Below are 18,901 nucleotides of genomic sequence, written 5' to 3'. Positions count from 1 at the left end.
ATGATAAAATACTTTTGAAAATTGAATTATGTTACTCTTATCAAGAGAGGTGGAGGGAAAGGGCCCTGTGAAACCCGGCAACCTGTATTATATAAGGTGCCAATTCCTGTAGAGTTTTCTACAAGATAAGAAAATGATTGCTAAATTGCGCTCTTCTTATCGAAGAGCTTTTTTATTTTTTTAAGTTTGCGCATGCTTAAATTATAAAAGAAACAATTAATAAAATAGTTTGACTATTATTTATTGTATTTAAATAAGGTAAAGTTTTTATAAACGATTATTATTCTATAAAGCTATGTATAGTTTTTAATAAAATAATTTTATTCGTGAAGATAATTATAATATTTAAATCTAAGGAGAGAAAAGATATGAGAAGATTATTTACTTCAGAATCAGTTACAGAAGGACATCCTGATAAAATGTGTGACCAAATTTCAGATGCTATACTAGACGCTATTCTATCTAAAGATCCAATGGCTAGAGTTGCTTGTGAAACTTGCACAACAACAGGTATGGTTATGGTAATGGGAGAGATAACAACAAATTGTTATGTTGACATTCCTAAGGTAGTTAGAGAAACAGTAAGAGAAATTGGATATGATAGAGCAAAATTTGGATTTGACTGTGATACATGTTCAGTTCTTACATCGATAGATGAACAATCTGCAGATATAGCTATGGGAGTAGATGAAGCATTTGAGTCAAAAAAAGGTGAAAAAGATGAAGTTGAAGCAGTTGGTGCTGGAGACCAAGGAATGATGTTCGGTTTTGCAACTAATGAAACTGAAGATTTTATGCCGCTTCCAGTATATATGGCTCATAAATTATCAAGAAGACTTACAGAGGTAAGAAAGAATGGTACATTAAGTTACTTAAGACCAGATGGTAAAACTCAAGTAACAGTTGAATATGAAGATAATGTGCCAAAGAGAATTGATACTATAGTTATATCAACACAACATGATGAGAAGGTTACTTTAGAGCAAATTCAGGAAGACCTTAAGAAGTTTGTTATAGAGGCTGTTGTACCAGCAGAATTATTGGACAGTGAGACAAGATATTTCATAAATCCAACTGGAAGATTCGTTGTTGGAGGACCTCAAGGGGATTCAGGATTAACAGGTAGAAAGATAATAGTTGATACTTATGGTGGATATGGCAGACATGGCGGCGGAGCTTTCTCAGGTAAAGATCCAACTAAAGTTGATAGATCAGCTGCATATGCTGCAAGATGGGTTGCTAAGAATTTAGTTGCAGCTGGTGCTGCAGATAAGCTAGAAATTCAATTAGCATATGCAATTGGTGTTGCAAAGCCAGTTTCAATTGAAGTTGAAACATTTGGAACAGGAAAAGTAGATGAAGATAAGATTGTTGAAGTAGTAGAGAAGGTATTTGATTTAAGACCAGGAGCTATAATCAGAGATCTTGACTTAAGAAGACCTATCTATAAGCAAACTGCTGCATATGGACATTTTGGAAGAAATGATCTTAACTTACCATGGGAACAACTAAATAAAGTAGATGAAATAAGAAAAAATCTATAGTATAATTCTTAAGTGAATTTTTATTATCAATATATATAATAGAAGTTTTTGTAGAATGGTAAAAAGTCGTCTTAAATCTAGACGGCTTTTTATTATGGAGAAATTTATAATTATATATTTGAATAGTATATATATAGAAATTTAATAGATTGAGTGCTCAACTGAGATTAAAATTTATAACTTTAATTGCAAAACAGATAAGCATTTAAAAGCACTTAAAATCTGAGCACTTTAGAATTTATTAAATATTTATAGTTTTATTTTGTATACTCCATTTAAAAGTTATTTTATGTAGGGAAGAATAAGAAAAGATTATGAGTTATAAGTGATTAGTTTTAAATTGGTATAAATATTTATGATATAATTATAAAAAAAATCAAAGTTAAATTTGACGCTAAATTTTAATTTTAGAAAGTTTAAGGTAAATATATAAAGATTTGGAGAGATTCTATATGGAAGTTCTAAATGGATTTGTTGAGAATATTGTTTTTAAAAGTGAAGATACTGGTTATGTAGTTTGTAGAATTAGAAACGAAAAGACATTAATTAGTGCTGTAGGAACAGTTCCTTTCTTGAGAGAAGGACAAAATGTAAAGTTAACAGGATACTGGACAGTACACAAACAATTTGGTAATCAATTTAATATTCAGGATTATGAAGAACTTCTTCCAAATTCATTAGATGGCATAGAAAAATATTTAAGTGCAGGAATAATACATGGAATTGGACCAGTTACGGCTAAGAAAATAATAGAGAGATTTGGTGAAGAAACTCTAGACATAATGGAAAACCATATTGAGAGGCTTATGGAGATAGAGGGTATAGGGGAAAAGAAATTTCAAATAATATATGAATCCTATATAGAGCAACAAGGTTTAAAAGATATAATCTTATATTTTCATAAACACGGAGTCACTAATAATCAGTGTGTAAAAATATATAAGAAATTTGGTCCAAATGCGAGGCAGATAGTATCTGATAATCCATATATATTATGCGATGAAATATCAGGAATTGGGTTTAAAACAGCTGACAGAATTGCTATGAGCATTGGCATTGAAAAGAATTCAGAGTTTAGAATTCAAAGTGGCATTAAATATGTTATGAATCAATTTTGCTCTGCAGGAAACACATTTATGCCTAAAAATAATATAATAGAAGAATGCGAAAATAATTTGTTAATATCTAAGAAATTAATTGAAAAAAATATATATGACATGGCTGCGCAACAAAAAATTATTGTTGAAAACATAAACGGTACTGAAGTCGGATTTTTGCTTCAATATTATTATTGCGAGCTAGGTGTTACTAGTAAAATAATAACTTTAGGTTTGCAGCAAATTCAGACTATAAACTCGGATGTTGATTTCGAAATTAACGTTTTTGAAAAGGAACAAAATATAAAATTTGCAGAATCACAAAGAGAAGCAATTATTGTCGCATTTAATAATGGTATAGAAATAATTACCGGTGGGCCAGGAACAGGGAAGACTACAATTATAAAGGCAATAATACATATATATGAGAATAATGGAATGAAAGTAATACTTGGGGCACCAACAGGAAGAGCTGCAAAGAGGATGACTGAATCAACAGGGAGAGAAGCTAAAACAATACATAGACTATTAGAAATGGGAATTTCTGAGGATGATGAATCAGTATTTGAAAAAGGAGAATCATCGCCTCTAGATTGTGATGTAATAATAATTGATGAGGCGTCTATGATTGACATTATCTTAATGCAGAATCTACTAAAAGCAATTAATTTAGGAACTAGGTTGATAATTGTGGGAGATGTTGATCAATTACCTTCTGTTGGACCAGGAAATGTGCTAAAAGATCTTATAGAAAGCGATTATATAAAGGTGGTAAGATTAAAAGAGATATTTAGGCAAGGATCAGAAAGTTTAATTGTAGTAAATGCTCATAGAATAAATGAGGGACAGATGCCTTTGCTAAATCAAAAAGATAGAGATTTTTTCTTTATTAGCGAAGATAATCAAGAAAGAATTGCAAATACTATAATGGATCTAATAAATAGAAGACTCCCTAAGTTTAATAAGTCTTGGAATAAACTGAAGGATATGCAGGTTTTAACTCCTATGAGAAAAGGTGTGCTTGGAGTCACAAATTTAAATACGAAGCTTCAAGAAATGTTTAATGCATCATCAAAAGATAAAAAGGAAAAGACTTCTCGAGATATAATTTTCAGAGAAGGTGATAAGGTAATGCAAACAAAAAACAATTATACATTAAAGTGGATTAGGGTTAGTGGTTATGGCGAAAATGAAGGAGTGGGAGTTTTTAATGGTGATCTGGGATTCATAGAAAGCATCGATGAAGAAAGAAAAACACTCACAATCATATTTGATGAAGAAAGAAAAGTTATATATGATTTTAATTTTTTAGATGAGTTGGATTTGGCTTATGCTACTACAATACATAAAAGCCAAGGAAGTGAATTTAAGGTTGTAATAATTCCGGTATTTATGGGATCGCCATTTCTTATGAATCGTAATTTGCTTTATACAGGTATTACGAGGGCAAAACAATTAGTAGTAGTTGTTGGGTTTCAAAAAGCATTAATGTATATGATTAATAATACAAATAGTATAGAAAGATACTCATCTTTGAGATATAGAATAAGAGAGATAATAACCAAAGATGAATTCGAAGAATAAGGGAAAGGAGATAGGTGTATGAGGAATTTATGTAAAGTAACTTTAGAAGATTTAAAGTATGCATTTGATAAGATAGATTATTGGTATAAGAAAAATATCAAATTTTTAACAGTAATAACAGTTCCATTTAATACATCGTGTGTTTTTTCAAAGATAATAAGTAAAGTTTCACAAAATAATGGAAATGTCTTATATGTATGGGGAAAAGAAGGTGAAAACAAAGAATTAGTAAATATAACAAGAGAAATGTATTCTGATATAACTCATTCGTATATTGTAAAAGAAATTTCAAATGCTAAACTTACTTTTACGCACTACAATAACTTAATGAAGATTAAGCAGAACTATGATTTGGTTATTTTTGATGATATAACATACTTCTCCAATCTAAGTAATGTAAATATAAGAGAGATGTTAGAAATGTGTTCAAACATAGGAGAAAGAGTTTTGCTATATAGCATAGAAAAGACGACTTTAGTAGGCGAAAAGTTCGAACTTGCAGCATATAATTATAAAAAACCGTTTGTGGAGCCTAGGGTATTAACTACACGAATAGATTTGAATTCAGATATTCCATTTTCTCTATATGACTATCTTAAATGGTTCAGGGAAAATAGCCATAAGGTGGCTATTTATGTGCCCAATAAAGAGAAGCTTGACATAGTATATGATTATTTTTGTAATAAACTAAAACTTTCAAATGTAAAAGTAATAAAAGTTTCAGGAAATGATGATATAAAAAAGAGTGAAAAAGTATCAAAATACAAGGATAAGGCAATATTTATAATAACTAATAAAATAGAGGAGTTACTTGAATATTGCTATATGGATGATGCAGTAGTACTTTTTGCTGATAATGAAAGATATACTTATAAAAAGCTTTTGTATATATGTGGCCAAATAAGAAATGTAAATCTAAAATTACCAGAGGTTCTTTTGGTATCAAACGATATATCAGAAGATATTGAGAAGGCGAAGAATATGGCAAGAGATTTCAATAAAAAGGTATGGGAAAAGCGTTTAATAGAATTATAAAAAGTATATTAGAAGGATTAATTGAAGTGATATATCCAAGAGAAAATTATTGCATTATATGTAAAGAAGATAACTGCTTTGGTATATGCGAGCATTGTATGAAAAGTATAAAAACAATAGCAGATTCGTATCAAGATGAAATAATAAGTTATGGGTATTATGGAGGAGTATTAAAAGATTTAATACTTAGATTTAAATATAAAAGCAATTTTACAGCAGGAGATATATTAGCAGAATTTTTAGAAGAATATATTATAAGAAACTTGAAATATAAGGAGTATGTAATAACCTATATACCACTATCAAAAAAATCTAAAAAGATTAGGGGATTTAATCAGTGTGAGTATATAGCAAAGAAAATAGCTAATGATTTATCAATTGAAGCTCTAGAAGTTTTGATAAAGGATAAAGAAACAAAAGAACAGAAAAAATTAAAGAAGGATGAAAGATATGAAAATATAAAAGATGCTTTCAAAATAAAAAAAGGATTAGAAATTGGAAAATATAATATTATACTGGTAGATGATGTAACAACTACAGGTGCAACTCTTAAAGAAGCTTATAAATTATTAAGAAAATATCAAGTAAAAGACATAAAACTCTTGACCTTAGCTAAAAGTCATATATAATATTAATGTAAAGCTAGGTTTGTGGTTGAAAGTCGAAGCTAGTCGCAGGCAAAACGATCCACGTAATTTAGACAAAATGTCTAAGGAGCATGGTGCGGTATAGAAGTAAGTCCTGCCAGATTGTATTCTGAGAGGGTTAGTAGTGAGGGATTAAATTCTATTAGCAAAAGCTCCAGCAGGCGAGTGTGGGGTCAAAAACCAGGTCAACTAGCTTTACCTCTATTTATTTTAAAATTATCATTAATAGGAAATGTGAGGAATCTAATCTAAAGTTTGCGATTAGATTTATTTTTTGTCTTTAGTTTTCAGAATTTACTGATAATTCTCTTGTTAAGTTAATAAAAAAGTGATAAAATATTAATAACTTAAAGATATTAAGTTTAAAAACTTTTTCATATGAGAGGGGCTGGAATTTATGAAAGTCACAGTTATAGCAAAAAATATGGAACTAACAGATGCGCTAAAAGAAATAGTGCAAAAAAAGATAAGCAAATTGGAAAAGTATTTTGAAGTGAATGTAGAAGCTAAGGCTACACTAAGTGTTCAAAAAAATAGACATAAAATAGAAGTTATGATTCCTTTTAATGGAGTAGTATTAAGAGGCGAAGAATCAACTTCCGATATGTATAAATCTCTTGACTTAGTGGAAGATAAATTAGAAAGACAAATTAGAAAACAAAAAACTAGATTATCTAGAAAACATAGTGGGTCATTGAGATTTGGAGAAATAAATAATATAGATATTAAGCCATCAGAAGAGGACGATGGTAAATTGGTTAAGGTAAAGAAATTTGGGGTAAAACCAATGAATTCTGAAGAGGCAATTCTTCAAATGGATTTATTAGGACATAATTTCTTTGTATATCAAGATGCAGATAGTAGTAAAGTAAATGTAATTTATAAGAGAAAAGATGGGGATTATGGTTTGTTAGAACCAGAATTCATATAACATATAAGAGATTTTAATAATGGCTGTCCAATGTGCTTATTTAATTTGCATCATTGGACAGTTATTTTTCATATCAAATGATTGAACAGATAATGACAATATTTTTACATAAAATTTTCAATTAATATTAATAATTTGTGATTAAAATATTAAAAAAAAGTTAAAATTGGGTGCTTTATATAGGATTTGATACAAAAATCATGAGTTTTATTGAAAATAAGATAAGTAAAATGTTATAATTATAAAATACGTGATTTATAAAATAAATTACAGATTATGAATTATGGATAGTTAAAATATATTGGAAATTAACGTGAAATATATAATTTCGAAAGGATGACATTATGGGACTATTAAATGCCGTATTTGGAACATATAGTGAAAGAGAAGTTAAAAGGCTCAAACCTACTATACAGAAAATAAATGATCTAGATGAAGAGCTGCAAAAGCTTTCTGATGAGGAGTTAAAGGCAAAAACTCCAGCATTTAAAGAAAGATTAGCAAATGGTGAAACATTAGATGATATTTTACCAGAAGCATTCGCAGTTGTAAGAGAAGCTTCAAAAAGAGTTTTAGGAATGAAGCACTATGATGAACAACTTATGGGTGGTATGATACTTCATCAAGGTAGAATATCAGAAATGAAAACAGGTGAAGGTAAAACTCTAGTTGCTACTTTACCAGCGTATTTAAATGGGTTAAGTGGAAATGGTGTTCACATAGTAACAGTTAACGACTATCTTGCAAAAAGAGATGCTGAGCAGATGGGTGAGTTATATGGTTTCTTAGGATTAACTACAGGTGTTATTGTACATGAATTAAATAATGATCAAAGAAGAGAATCATATGCGTCAGATATCACTTATGGAACTAATAATGAATTTGGATTTGACTACTTAAGAGATAACATGGTTATTTACAAAGAGGAAAGAGTTCAAAGACCATTAAATTTTGCTGTAGTCGATGAAGTTGACTCAATATTAATAGATGAAGCTAGAACTCCGCTTATAATTTCAGGTCAAGGTGAAAAATCTACTGAATTTTATAAAGTTGCAGACTATTTTGCAAAGAAGTTAGTTGCAGAGAAAGATTTTACTAGAGATGAAAAAGCAAATGCAGTAATGTTAACTGATGAAGGTGTTAGAAAAGCAGAAGTAACCTTTAAAGTAGCCAATTATGCAGATGCTGAAAATATTGAATTACAACACTATGTAACTCAAGCATTAAAAGCAAACTTTGCTATGAGAAGAGACAAAGATTACATGGTTAAAGATGGCGAAGTAATAATTGTTGATGAATTTACAGGAAGACTTATGGAGGGAAGAAGGTATTCAGATGGTCTTCATCAAGCGATAGAAGCTAAAGAAGGAGTTAAAATCGCTAGAGAATCAAAAACTTTGGCTACTATAACATTCCAAAACTATTTTAGAATGTATAAAAAGCTATCAGGTATGACTGGTACTGCATTAACAGAAGAAAATGAATTTAGAGAAATTTACGGGTTAGATGTTATTGTCATACCAACACATAGACCAATAGCAAGAAAAGATAATCCAGACTTAGTATTTAGCACAGAGCTTGGAAAAATAAAGGCAGTTGCTTCAGAGGTTGAAAAAGCTCATGCTAAAGGGCAACCAGTGTTAGTTGGTACAGTAAGTATTGAAAAGTCAGAACTTGTATCAAGTATGCTTAAGAAAAAAGGAGTACCACATCAAGTATTAAATGCTAAATTCCATGAACAAGAAGCTGAAATAATAAGTCATGCTGGTGAAAAGGGCATGGTTACTATAGCTACTAATATGGCAGGTAGAGGTACTGATATCAAGCTTGGCGAAGGTGTAGTTGAACTTGGTGGTCTTAAAATAATAGGTACTGAAAGACATGAATCAAGAAGAATAGATAACCAGTTAAGAGGACGTTCAGGAAGACAAGGAGATCCAGGTGAATCAACATTCTTTATTTCATTAGAAGATGATTTAATGAGAATATTCGGATCAGAAAAAATTCAAGGTGTTGTTGAAAAATTGGGACTTCAAGAAGAAGAAGCAATTGAAAGCAAAATGGTTTCAAAAGCTATTGAGAATGCTCAAAAGAAGGTTGAAGGTAATAACTTCGATATTAGAAAACAATTATTGGGTTATGACGATGTAATGAATATCCAAAGAGAAGTTATCTACAAACAAAGATCAGAAGTTCTTGAAGGCGAAGATGTAAAAGAAGAAATATTATCAATGACAAAGGATATTATTGCTGACGCTGTCAATACTTATGTTACAGGTGAATCAGAAGATTATAGAGAAGAATTCTTGCATCTAATGGTTGCTTTACAAGATATATGTATAGCGCCAGGTACAGTTAATTTACCTAGTCTTGAAAATCTGTCAAATGAGGAAATAATCGAAAGCTTATTTGAATCAGCACGTAAGTTCTATGAACAAAAGGAAGAAGAGTTTGGTGCAGAAAGATTAAGAGAAGTTGAAAGAGTTGTTCTTTTAAGAGCTGTTGATACTAAATGGATGAATCATATAGATAATATGGATCATTTAAAACAAGGTATAGGGCTTCAATCATTCAAACAAATTGATCCAGTTCAAGCGTACCAAATGGAAGGTAGCGAAATGTTTAATGATATGATTAAAGCAATCAAAGAAGAAACAGTTAGACTATTATTCCATGTTAGAATAGAAGTTGCACCAGAAAGAGTAAGGGTTGCTCAAGAAACTGCAGCAATTCATGAGGAATCTTCAAGTGCTGCTGCTCCAGGGCCAGGACAAAATCAACCAGGTGGACCTAGTGCAGGGCCAGTAGCTCCAGTTAGAAATCTAGATAAGCATGGAAGAAATGAATTGTGCCCTTGTGGTAGCGGTAAGAAATTTAAAAATTGTTGTGGAAGAGAAGCATAAACAAGTTTGAAACTTTGTAATAAGCTCTAAAGAGTTTGAAAAATGATAAATATGATATAATAAATTCCGTAGAGGTTTGAAGAATTGTTATTTAGAATTAAATACAGTTTTAAGAAGGCTTCTGCGGAATTCTTATTAATACTGGATTTTTTGAAAGAGGTGAATAATAGATGATAATTGAACTTGAAAAGGAATTGGTTAAACTTCCAGGTATAAAAAAATCTATAGAAGAAATGGGGGCTTCACTTTGACCGAGATAGGTTAGAAAAGGAGCTCAATGAGTTAGAATATCAAATGCAAGAATCAGGTTTCTGGGATAATATAAAAAAGGCAGAAGAAGTTACAAAAAAGAGTAAGTTGATAAAAGACAAAATTGAAAATTTTGATAAGCTGAAGTCTCAGATTGAGGATATAGAAGTACTAAAAGAAATCATGGAAGATGATGATGAAGAATCTGCTAATGAAATAATACAAACTTTAAGAGATATAGAAGCACAGATTGATGACTATAATATGAAAGTACTACTATGCGGAGAATATGATAAAAACAATGCCATCTTGACGCTTCACGTTGGTGTTGGAGGTACTGATGCTAATGATTGGACAGAAATGCTTTTAAGAATGTATACAAGATGGTGTGAGAAACAAGGCTATAGTATTGAAACTCTAGATTTACTTCCTGGAGATGAAGCTGGAATTAAAAGCGTTACTTTAAAAGTTACTGGGGAATATGCATATGGTTACTTAAAAGCGGAGAAAGGTATTCACAGGCTGGTTAGAATATCGCCATATAACGCCAATGGTAAAAGACAAACATCATTTGCATCTATGGAAGTTCTTCCAGAACTTACAAAGGAACAAGATATAGAAATAAGATCTGATGATCTAAAGATAGATACTTATAGATCAGGAGGAGCTGGAGGCCAGCATGTTAATAAAACGGACTCAGCAGTTAGGATAACTCATATTCCAACTGGAATAGTTGTACAGTGCCAAAATGAAAGAAGTCAATTTTCTAACAGGGATACAGCTATGGAAATGTTGAAGTCTAAACTAGTCGAGCTGAAAGAAAGAGCACATAAAGAAAAAATTGAGGATTTAACCGGAGAATTAAAAGATATGGGATGGGGAAGTCAAATAAGATCATACGTATTTCATCCATACAGCATGGTTAAAGATCATAGAACTAATGTCGAAACATCAAATGTTACATCAGTAATGGATGGTGAGATCGATATGTTTATAAATGCATATCTAAAGCAACAATAAAAGAATATATATTCTCTTAATGAAAAAGGCTTCTATCAAATGATTTTATGATAGAAGTCTTTTTGTTAAGAGAAATTCTAAAAGTAAAGTTTATATAAAATAAATAGTAAAAATAAACTGGCATATCTGTATAGCTAAGCAGCTTTATAGAATATATCGATTAAAGAATAGACGGCAATAAGAATTATGCACACATATAGGGAAATATTAAGTCCAGGTTTTAGTATAGACATGATTCCCCCAACTACCAATGCTGTCATTATTACTACACTAACAAATTTAAAAAAGCCTGATTTGTTTGTTAGAAGAGTTGTAACAGACGAAAACATAATCAAAATTAATACTAGAAAGTAAAATATATTTTTTAAGTTAACTGAGTAACTCATTATTTGAAATTCGTTTAAAGCAAGTATTGAGAGTAAAAATAATAATGAGAAAGAGCAAATTCTACTAATATTTTTAACCATAAACCCATCACCTCTGGTAATTATTTACATAATAATTATACCGTTAGATCTTTATTCAATCAATAACAAATTTATATAAAATAAGTATTCTTATATGATTAGCATATAATATCAGAATTAATAATTGAAATTAATTCCTAAAATGGTATATAAATATGATAAAATATATTCATATTAGTGGAGGAGTTGAATTTATGAATATTCTAATAGTTGAGGATGAAAGGGATATTAGAAATCTTATTTCATTGCATATGAGGAAGGAAGACTATGAAGTTTATGAAGCTTCCGATGGACGAGAAGCTTTAAATATATTTGAAAATAAAAAAATAGATTTAATTTTATTAGATATAATGATGCCAAATGTTGATGGAATTTCAGTGATACAAAAGGTACGAGCCATCTCTACTATTCCTATAATCTGTATTACAGCGATGGGGAATGATTCTGATAAAGTTTTGGCTTTAGGACTTGGAGCTGACGATTATTTAGTAAAGCCTATAAGTCCGATAGAATTATCTGCAAGAGTGGCATCTAATCTCAGAAGATGCTACAAATATGCTGAGCATAAGGACGTAATTTATTATTCGACAGGAGAGTTAAAGCTATTTACTGAGACTTTTGAAGTTTATAAGGGGAACAGAAAGATTGATCTAAATCCAAAGGAATTCAAGATTTTAAAGTTATTAGTTTCAAATTTAGGGAAAGTATTTACTAAGAAACAAATATATGAAGAAGTATGGGAGGAAGCTTATTTTGGAGACTCTAATAATATAATGGTTCATTTAAGTCATATTAGAGAGAAAATAGAAGATGATCCTAAGAATCCAATCTACATAAAAACCATAAGAGGGATAGGTTATAAAATTGAGAGGGTTGCAATGCATGAAAGCTAAAAGAATAAAAAGGAGTGTTACAACAGAGTTATTTTTTATATATTTTTTGGGATATATAGCTATAAACATAATACTATTAATAGCGATTATTGGCTCAATTGTTGTTTATGGAACTTTATGCGGACCTAATACATATAATTCTTATTTTGGAGGGCTACAAAATAAGCTTGTAAAAGATTATACGAGTATAACTGATGGGGATTTGTCTGATATAGATGGTTTTATGGTAAAAATAAATAATGATAATAAAGTTCTTTACATGAGGGGACATGTTATCGAGGAATTTAAAAATATAAATTTGCAAAGCTATATGTATTTATTTGGATTAACAAAGGATAATGAAGAATCACTAAATGATGATATTAGAACAATGTTTGCATTATCAGATTTCAATAATTCAATAATTGAAACAAAAGATAATGTTAAATATTCACTATATAGCAAGTATCTAAAAGAAGAAGATTCTTTAGTGGTAGTTGGATTCCCGTATTCAGAGATTACAAAGCCGAATAGAATCACCAAAGTAATTCCTCATAATCTAATAATAAAAATAATGGGTGCGTTCAATGTTATATTAATTCTCTCAATAGTGTATATTTTAGCTAAAGCAACTTCTAGCGCATTTATAAAACCAATAAAGACATTATTGGCTGGAGTAATAGAGATATCTCATGGCAATTATAATATACGTTTAGATATAGATAAAAAGAATGAATTCCTTGAATTAGCAAATGGATTTAATATGATGGCAGGAACTATACAAAATGAAAAAAGTCAAAATGAAAAATTACAGAAGATAAAAGAGGATTTAATATTAGATATATCGCATGATTTAAAAAACCCTCTTTCATCGATTTTAGGATATAGTGAGATTTTAATTAATAATAATGATTTAGATGAAAAGGAAAAGTTAGAATACTTAAACATAATAAATAAGAATTCACAAAGAGCAAATAAATTAATAACAGACCTGTTTGAATTTTCATTATATGATAATTCTGATTATAAAATGATTACAGTAAAAGCAGATATAGCTGAATTTGTTAGGCAAATAATAGCAAACTATATTCTAGAATTTGATCATAAAAAATTCGAATATGATTTTGAAATAATTGAAGAGCCCTATTATGTAATGATAAATGAAGAAAAGTTATCTAGAGCTATAAATAATGTTTTGGACAATAAAGTTAAATACAATCCTGTAGGAAGTAGAATAGGAGTAAAGACAGAAGTGAGAGAGAATTATTTCTACATTATATTATCAGATAACGGTGAATGTATTCCTCAAAAATACAGAGAAAATATATTTAACCCATTTGTTAGAGTTGATAAATCAAGAAACTCAAAAACTGGAGGAACAGGACTTGGATTATCTATCACAAAGAAAATATTAAATAAACATAATGGTGATATTAGAATTATAGATAGTGGAATAGGGACAACTTTTGAGATCATGTTGCCACTTGTTGTGTTTAAGAATAAAATCTAAATTTAAAGCTTGGATTAGCAATTTATTTTTTAGGTTAATTTAATATTGTTGTAAGCAGCTTTTAATAAAATGCATTTATACTAAGTATAGTAGAGGAGGAGTTTGAGCAGGCATTATACATTATTTTTAGTATAGTTTATTAAAAGTAACTTTAGCTTAATGCTTTAATATCATGTATAAGAAAGAGAAGGAAAATTTATGGACAACGATAAAAATGAATTAGAAAATATTGATTCAAACATAGATTATGATAATTTGAAAGAAGAAACTGATACCATTAATACGGAAGAACACTTTGAGGAAAATGGTTTAGTTGCAAAATTAAAAGATAAAAAAGGAATTTTAGGAGTAGTAGGAGCTTTTCTATTAGTACTTTTAAAATTTAAAGCTATTTTATTTTTAGTGCTAGGAAAATTAAAATTCTTAATAATATTATTAAAGCTTGGTAAATTTGCATCTACCTTTATATCTATGATACTAATGATCGTCATATACGCTAAGATGTATGGAGTGGCATTTGGAGTTGGCTTTGTATTACTGCTTTTGATTCATGAAATGGGACATTATCTTACGGCTAAATTAATTAAATTGGATGTAAGCCTTCCAATTTTCATTCCTTTTGTAGGTGCTTTTATTAGCATGAAAGAAGAACCTAAAGATGCAGCAACAGAAGCGAAAGTTGCTATAGGAGGGCCTGTGTTAGGAAGTATAGGTGCACTAATTTGTTTATTGTTTTACTTTATATCTGGAGAAGACTTTTTGGCAGCATTAGCCTATGTAGGTTTTATGTTAAATCTATTTAATCTTATACCTGTTCATCCACTTGATGGTGGAAGAGTGGTTTCGGCTATATCACCAAAGTTATGGCTCATAGGAATACCAATTGGTATAATTGCTCTCTTCAAGGCTTTCAATCCAATTATTTTATTATTACTTATACTTGGAATTGCAAAAGTTATTGAACAATATAGAAATTCAGATAAATCGTATTATGAAGTAAAGACATCTATTAGGTGTATGTTTGCATTAAGTTATTTCGGATTAATGTTACTTTTGGGACTTGGAATAACATATATCCATGGGATTCATTCTTCTGTACTTATTCAATAAAAATTGGAGGGGTAAATATGTATTTCAATATACCAGGAGCAAAAGATATTCTTATTAAAAACTTGACCGGTGAAGACTTAAAGGATATATATTTAAGCTTTGAGGGAATAGAAAAACATCCATTAAAAATATCCAATATAAGAAAGGATGGGCAAGTAGTTAAGACCTTAATTTTAAGTTATTTGAATAGAGTAACAGAGCTTAAACTCTGCTATTATAACGACGGGCAAAAACAAGAAATCGTAGTATATAATGAATTGAGCAAAAAAGATTTAAGAAAATTAATTCTTGAGATTAGTAAGGAAAATGGGAAACTGAAAGTGAGGACAACTGTAGAAGAAAAATATATATAATTATTGCTTTCAATTAAAATAAGTTTATAATATTAATAGTGATATAGGATTATTGCCATTACTAAAAATAGTAATGGCAATAATGATTTATATGGTAAAATAGTATTGTTGTGGCAATGACTATTTAGGTAATTTAATATAAGCAGGAGGAAATTATGAATTCAATTGAAGAAAGAATTGCAAAAGAATTAGAAATAAAGTTAAGTCAGGTTCAAAATGTTATTGGACTTTTAGATGATGGAAATACGGTTCCATTTATTTCAAGATATAGAAAAGAAGCAACAGGAGGACTTTCAGATGAAGTCTTAAGAAAATTATCTGAAAGACTTACGTATCTAAGAAATTTAGAGGAAAGAAAAGCTGATGTTACAAGGCTTATACAAGAACAAGAAAAATATACTGATGAAATAGGAAAAGCTTTAGGGAATGCAAAGACCTTAACAGAAGTTGAAGATATATATAGACCTTTTAAACCTAAAAAGAGAACAAAAGCAACCATAGCAGTAGAAAAGGGATTAAAGCCTCTTGCAGAACTAATTTTGGAAGGAAAATTAAGTGGGAACCTAGATGAAGAGGCAGCTAAGTATATAAGTGAAGAAAAGGGAGTTACAAATAGTCAAGAAGCTATCCAAGGAGCTTCAGATATAATAGCTGAAAGCATTTCTGATGAAGCTAAGTACAGAAAGTATATAAGAGAATTTGTTATTAGAGAAGGTAATATAGAATCAAAGGGAAGCTCAGATGAACCAACTCCATATGAAATGTATTATGAATATTCTGAAGCAGTAAATAAGATACCACCTCATAGAATATTAGCTATAAACAGAGGAGAAAAAGAAAAAATCCTAAATGTTAAGATAACTGTTAATGAAGATAAGATAATTCAATACTTAGAAAATCAAGTATTAAAAGGCAATGAAACTTTAGATGAAAAATTAAAACTTGCAATTAGAGATTCATTAAAAAGATTAATTTATCCATCGATAGAAAGAGAAATAAGAAGTGAATTAACTGATATAGGTGAAGAAGGTGCTATTAAGATATTTAAAGAAAACTTGAAAGCATTATTATTACAAGCGCCTATTAAAGGAAAAGTAGTAATGGGATATGATCCAGGATTTAGAACTGGCTGTAAAATAGCGATTCTAGATGCAACAGGAAAGTTTTTAGAAAATACAGCAGTATATCCTACAGTGCCTAAAAGAGATATCGAAGGAACAAAGAGAACTTTAAAAGCTCTTATTGCTAAACATAATGTTGATGTTATATCCCTTGGAAATGGTACAGCATCAAGAGAATCAGAAGAAGTTATTGCAGAAATGATTACGGAAATAAAAAATGAAACTGGAAAAGAATTAGCATATGTAATAGTATCTGAAGCAGGAGCGTCAGTTTATTCAGCATCAGAACTTGCAACTAAGGAATATCCAGATTTAGATGTTACAGTAAGAGGTGCGATTTCAATAGGAAGAAGGTTGCAAGATCCACTTGCGGAACTAGTTAAGATAGATCCTAAGGCTATAGGAGTAGGACAATATCAGCACGATGTCACTCCTAAAAAGTTAGAAGAATCCTTAGCAGGTGTAGTAGAAGACTCAGTTAACACTGTTGGAGTTGACTTAAATATAGCAACACCATCGCTTTTAACACATATTTCCGGAATAAATGCATCTATCGCTAAAAATATTGTTGACTATAGAGAAGAAGTAGGAAGATTCACTTCAAGAAAAGAACTATTAAAAGTTAAGAGATTAGGTCAAAAGGCTTATGAGCAATGTGCTGGATTTTTAAGAGTTGATGATAGCAAAGAACCTTTGGATAATACATCTGTGCATCCAGAGTCTTATGCTATAGCTAAGAAGTTAATAGAATTACTTGGTTACAATAAAGAAGACCTTAAGAATAATAAATTAGGTGACATTGATGAAAGAGCTCAATCTCAAGGATTAAAAAAATTAAGTGAAACATTAGAAGTTGGGGAAATGACTCTAAAGGATATAATAAAAGAATTAAAGAAGCCAGGCAGAGATCCTAGAGAAGAAATGCCAAAGCCAATATTAAAAACGGGAATAATAGAACTTAAGGACTTAAAACCCGGTATGGTTTTAGCTGGAACTGTTAGGAATGTGTCTGATTTTGGAGCATTTGTAGATATAGGAGTGCATCAAGATGGATTAGTTCACAAAAGTCAAATGGCAAATAGATTTGTAAAGCACCCTTTAGATATAGTTAAAGTTGGAGATATAGTAAAGGTGGCGATATTGGAAGTTGATGAAAAGAGAAAGAGAATATCATTAACTATGAAAGATATTGATGAATCAGCAGAAGTATAGCTAACATAATAAATTAAATTTAAAGTCTTAAGATTATGAATATGTTCATTCTTAAGACTTTTCTGCTTACAAATTTTTTATAGGAAGAAATATATGATTGCATACTAATAATTATTTAATATGTTCTAAGTATTGTGGGTATTTTTGTACTAGCGATTAGCGTGTATGAATGGAGAGTATGATATAGTAATATAGAATAGTATTTTTAATAAATAAAGATGAATAAAATTGTAGGTTTATAATGAGGAGGAAAAGTAATGATTAGATGGGGAATTATAGGACTTGGAAATATAGCTTTGAGATTTGCAAAGAGTTTATCATATTCTAATGAAGGTAAACTATATGCTATAGCATCTAGAACTAAGGAAAAACGTGATGAATTTTATGATAAGTATAATTGTGAGAAAGTTTATGAAAATTATAATGAATTATTAAGAGATGAAGAAGTGGATGCTGTATATATAGCATTACCTCACGGCTTTCATAAACACTGGTCCATCGAAGCTTTAAGGCATAAAAAGGCTGTGCTTTGTGAGAAGCCTGTAGGGATAAATTCGGAAGAAATGAAGGAAATAAAAAAAGAAGCTGTGTTAAATAATACATTCTTTATGGAAGCAATGAAGACAAGGTTTATTCCGATAATTAGTGATATTAAGAAAGTAATAAGAAATAAAGAGATTGGAGATATAACGGCTATAGAAGCTAATTTTTGCAATAATGTAGAAAACATTAAACCGGGATCGTATTTATTAGATAAAGACCAAGGTGGGGCGTTACTAGATGTAGGAATTTATCCATTGTCATTTGTAATGGATATGATTGATTCAGAGGTTAAAAGTGTCGAATCTTACATGGATATAAATGAGTCAGGAGTTGATTCATATTTCGAAGCAAAGCTTGCTTTTGAAGATGGAGTAATAGGAACTGTAGAAGGGGCAATTGATAGAAATAAAGAAAGGACAGCTATTATTAGAGGAACAAAGGGATGGATGGAGATTCCGATGTATAATAGACCAAACAAAGCTGTTGTTAATCTAAATTCGGGCAAGTCATATACAATTGAAAAAGATATAGAATTTGATGACATGTATGCAGAGATTAAGGAAGTTCATAACTGTTTAAAAGAGTCAAAGCTTGAAAGTGATTATTTAACTTTAAATGAGTCAATTCGAGTTATGGAAGTATTAGATAGAATTAGAATGAATGCGGAATAAAAAGTGATTGGATGAACTACTTACAATGATTA

General features: G+C 30.0%; 14 protein-coding genes and 1 riboswitch. All 14 genes read left to right on the top strand.

Annotated elements, in window-relative coordinates; genetic code table 11:
• The first annotated feature begins 34 nt into the window (after positions 1–34).
• A riboswitch (SAM riboswitch) is annotated at positions 35–132 on the top strand.
• Positions 133–368: 236 nt separating this feature from the next.
• The 14 genes from metK (at position 369) to L1S46_RS08010 (ending at position 18,869) form a co-directional block, all read left to right on the top strand.
• A complete protein-coding gene (gene metK, locus L1S46_RS08075) occupies positions 369–1,544 on the top strand; it encodes a methionine adenosyltransferase (protein WP_011967777.1) in 1,176 nt (391 codons plus the stop codon).
• Between the two features lie 452 nt (positions 1,545–1,996).
• Positions 1,997–4,225, top strand: a complete 2,229-nt coding sequence (locus tag L1S46_RS08070) for an ATP-dependent RecD-like DNA helicase (RefSeq protein WP_238899719.1) — start codon at positions 1,997–1,999, stop codon at positions 4,223–4,225.
• 18 nt (positions 4,226–4,243) lie between these two features.
• Entirely contained in the window at positions 4,244–5,260 is a 1,017-nt protein-coding gene (locus tag L1S46_RS08065; protein ID WP_236895689.1) for a hypothetical protein, read from the top strand.
• Complete coding sequence (locus L1S46_RS08060) at positions 5,233–5,889, top strand: ComF family protein (RefSeq protein WP_238899718.1); 657 nt, start codon at positions 5,233–5,235, stop codon at positions 5,887–5,889. The genes L1S46_RS08065 and L1S46_RS08060 overlap by 28 nt, the downstream gene beginning before the upstream one ends.
• A gap of 415 nt (positions 5,890–6,304) precedes the next feature.
• Positions 6,305–6,838, top strand: coding sequence for a ribosome-associated translation inhibitor RaiA (gene raiA, locus L1S46_RS08055; protein ID WP_011967781.1), 534 nt, complete (start codon positions 6,305–6,307; stop codon positions 6,836–6,838).
• A 344-nt stretch (positions 6,839–7,182) separates the two neighbouring features.
• Positions 7,183–9,741, top strand: coding sequence for a preprotein translocase subunit SecA (gene secA / locus L1S46_RS08050; RefSeq protein WP_023974858.1), 2,559 nt, complete (start codon positions 7,183–7,185; stop codon positions 9,739–9,741).
• Positions 9,742–9,911: 170 nt separating this feature from the next.
• Positions 9,912–11,010, top strand: a protein-coding gene (gene prfB, locus L1S46_RS08045) for a peptide chain release factor 2 (RefSeq protein WP_111938345.1) whose coding sequence is annotated in 2 segments (ribosomal slippage) — positions 9,912–9,989 and positions 9,991–11,010 — 1,098 coding nt in all. Because the reading frame shifts where the segments join, the coding sequence is not laid out codon by codon here.
• A 186-nt stretch (positions 11,011–11,196) separates the two neighbouring features.
• The gene (locus L1S46_RS08040) at positions 11,197–11,364 is read left to right on the top strand and encodes a hypothetical protein (protein WP_171773316.1); all 168 of its coding nucleotides are present in this window, start codon (positions 11,197–11,199) and stop codon (positions 11,362–11,364) included.
• Positions 11,365–11,671: 307 nt separating this feature from the next.
• Positions 11,672–12,370 carry a response regulator transcription factor gene (locus L1S46_RS08035; RefSeq protein WP_238899717.1) on the top strand — a complete coding sequence of 233 codons (699 nt, stop codon included), beginning with the start codon at positions 11,672–11,674 and terminating at the stop codon, positions 12,368–12,370.
• On the top strand, positions 12,360–13,859 hold the full coding sequence (locus L1S46_RS08030) for a HAMP domain-containing sensor histidine kinase (RefSeq protein ID WP_238899716.1): 1,500 nt from the start codon (positions 12,360–12,362) through the stop codon (positions 13,857–13,859). The genes L1S46_RS08035 and L1S46_RS08030 overlap by 11 nt, the downstream gene beginning before the upstream one ends.
• 198 nt (positions 13,860–14,057) lie before the next feature.
• Positions 14,058–14,969: a site-2 protease family protein gene (locus L1S46_RS08025; protein WP_238899715.1), complete on the top strand. Its 912-nt coding sequence runs from the start codon at positions 14,058–14,060 to the stop codon at positions 14,967–14,969.
• 17 nt (positions 14,970–14,986) lie between these two features.
• Positions 14,987–15,322 (top strand): hypothetical protein, encoded by a 336-nt coding sequence (locus L1S46_RS08020; protein WP_238899714.1) that lies wholly within the window; start codon positions 14,987–14,989, stop codon positions 15,320–15,322.
• A gap of 155 nt (positions 15,323–15,477) precedes the next feature.
• Entirely contained in the window at positions 15,478–17,655 is a 2,178-nt protein-coding gene (locus L1S46_RS08015) for a Tex family protein (protein ID WP_238899713.1), read from the top strand.
• A gap of 257 nt (positions 17,656–17,912) precedes the next feature.
• Entirely contained in the window at positions 17,913–18,869 is a 957-nt protein-coding gene (locus L1S46_RS08010) for a Gfo/Idh/MocA family oxidoreductase (protein WP_238899712.1), read from the top strand.
• Positions 18,870–18,901: the final 32 nt, after the last annotated feature.

This window comes from Clostridium sp. YIM B02500 (assembly GCF_022324665.1).
In the GTDB taxonomy this organism is placed as follows: domain Bacteria; phylum Bacillota; class Clostridia; order Clostridiales; family Clostridiaceae; genus Clostridium; species Clostridium beijerinckii.
The sequence above is the reverse complement of the archived record's forward strand: the minus strand, read 5'-3'. Positions and strand labels throughout refer to the sequence as shown.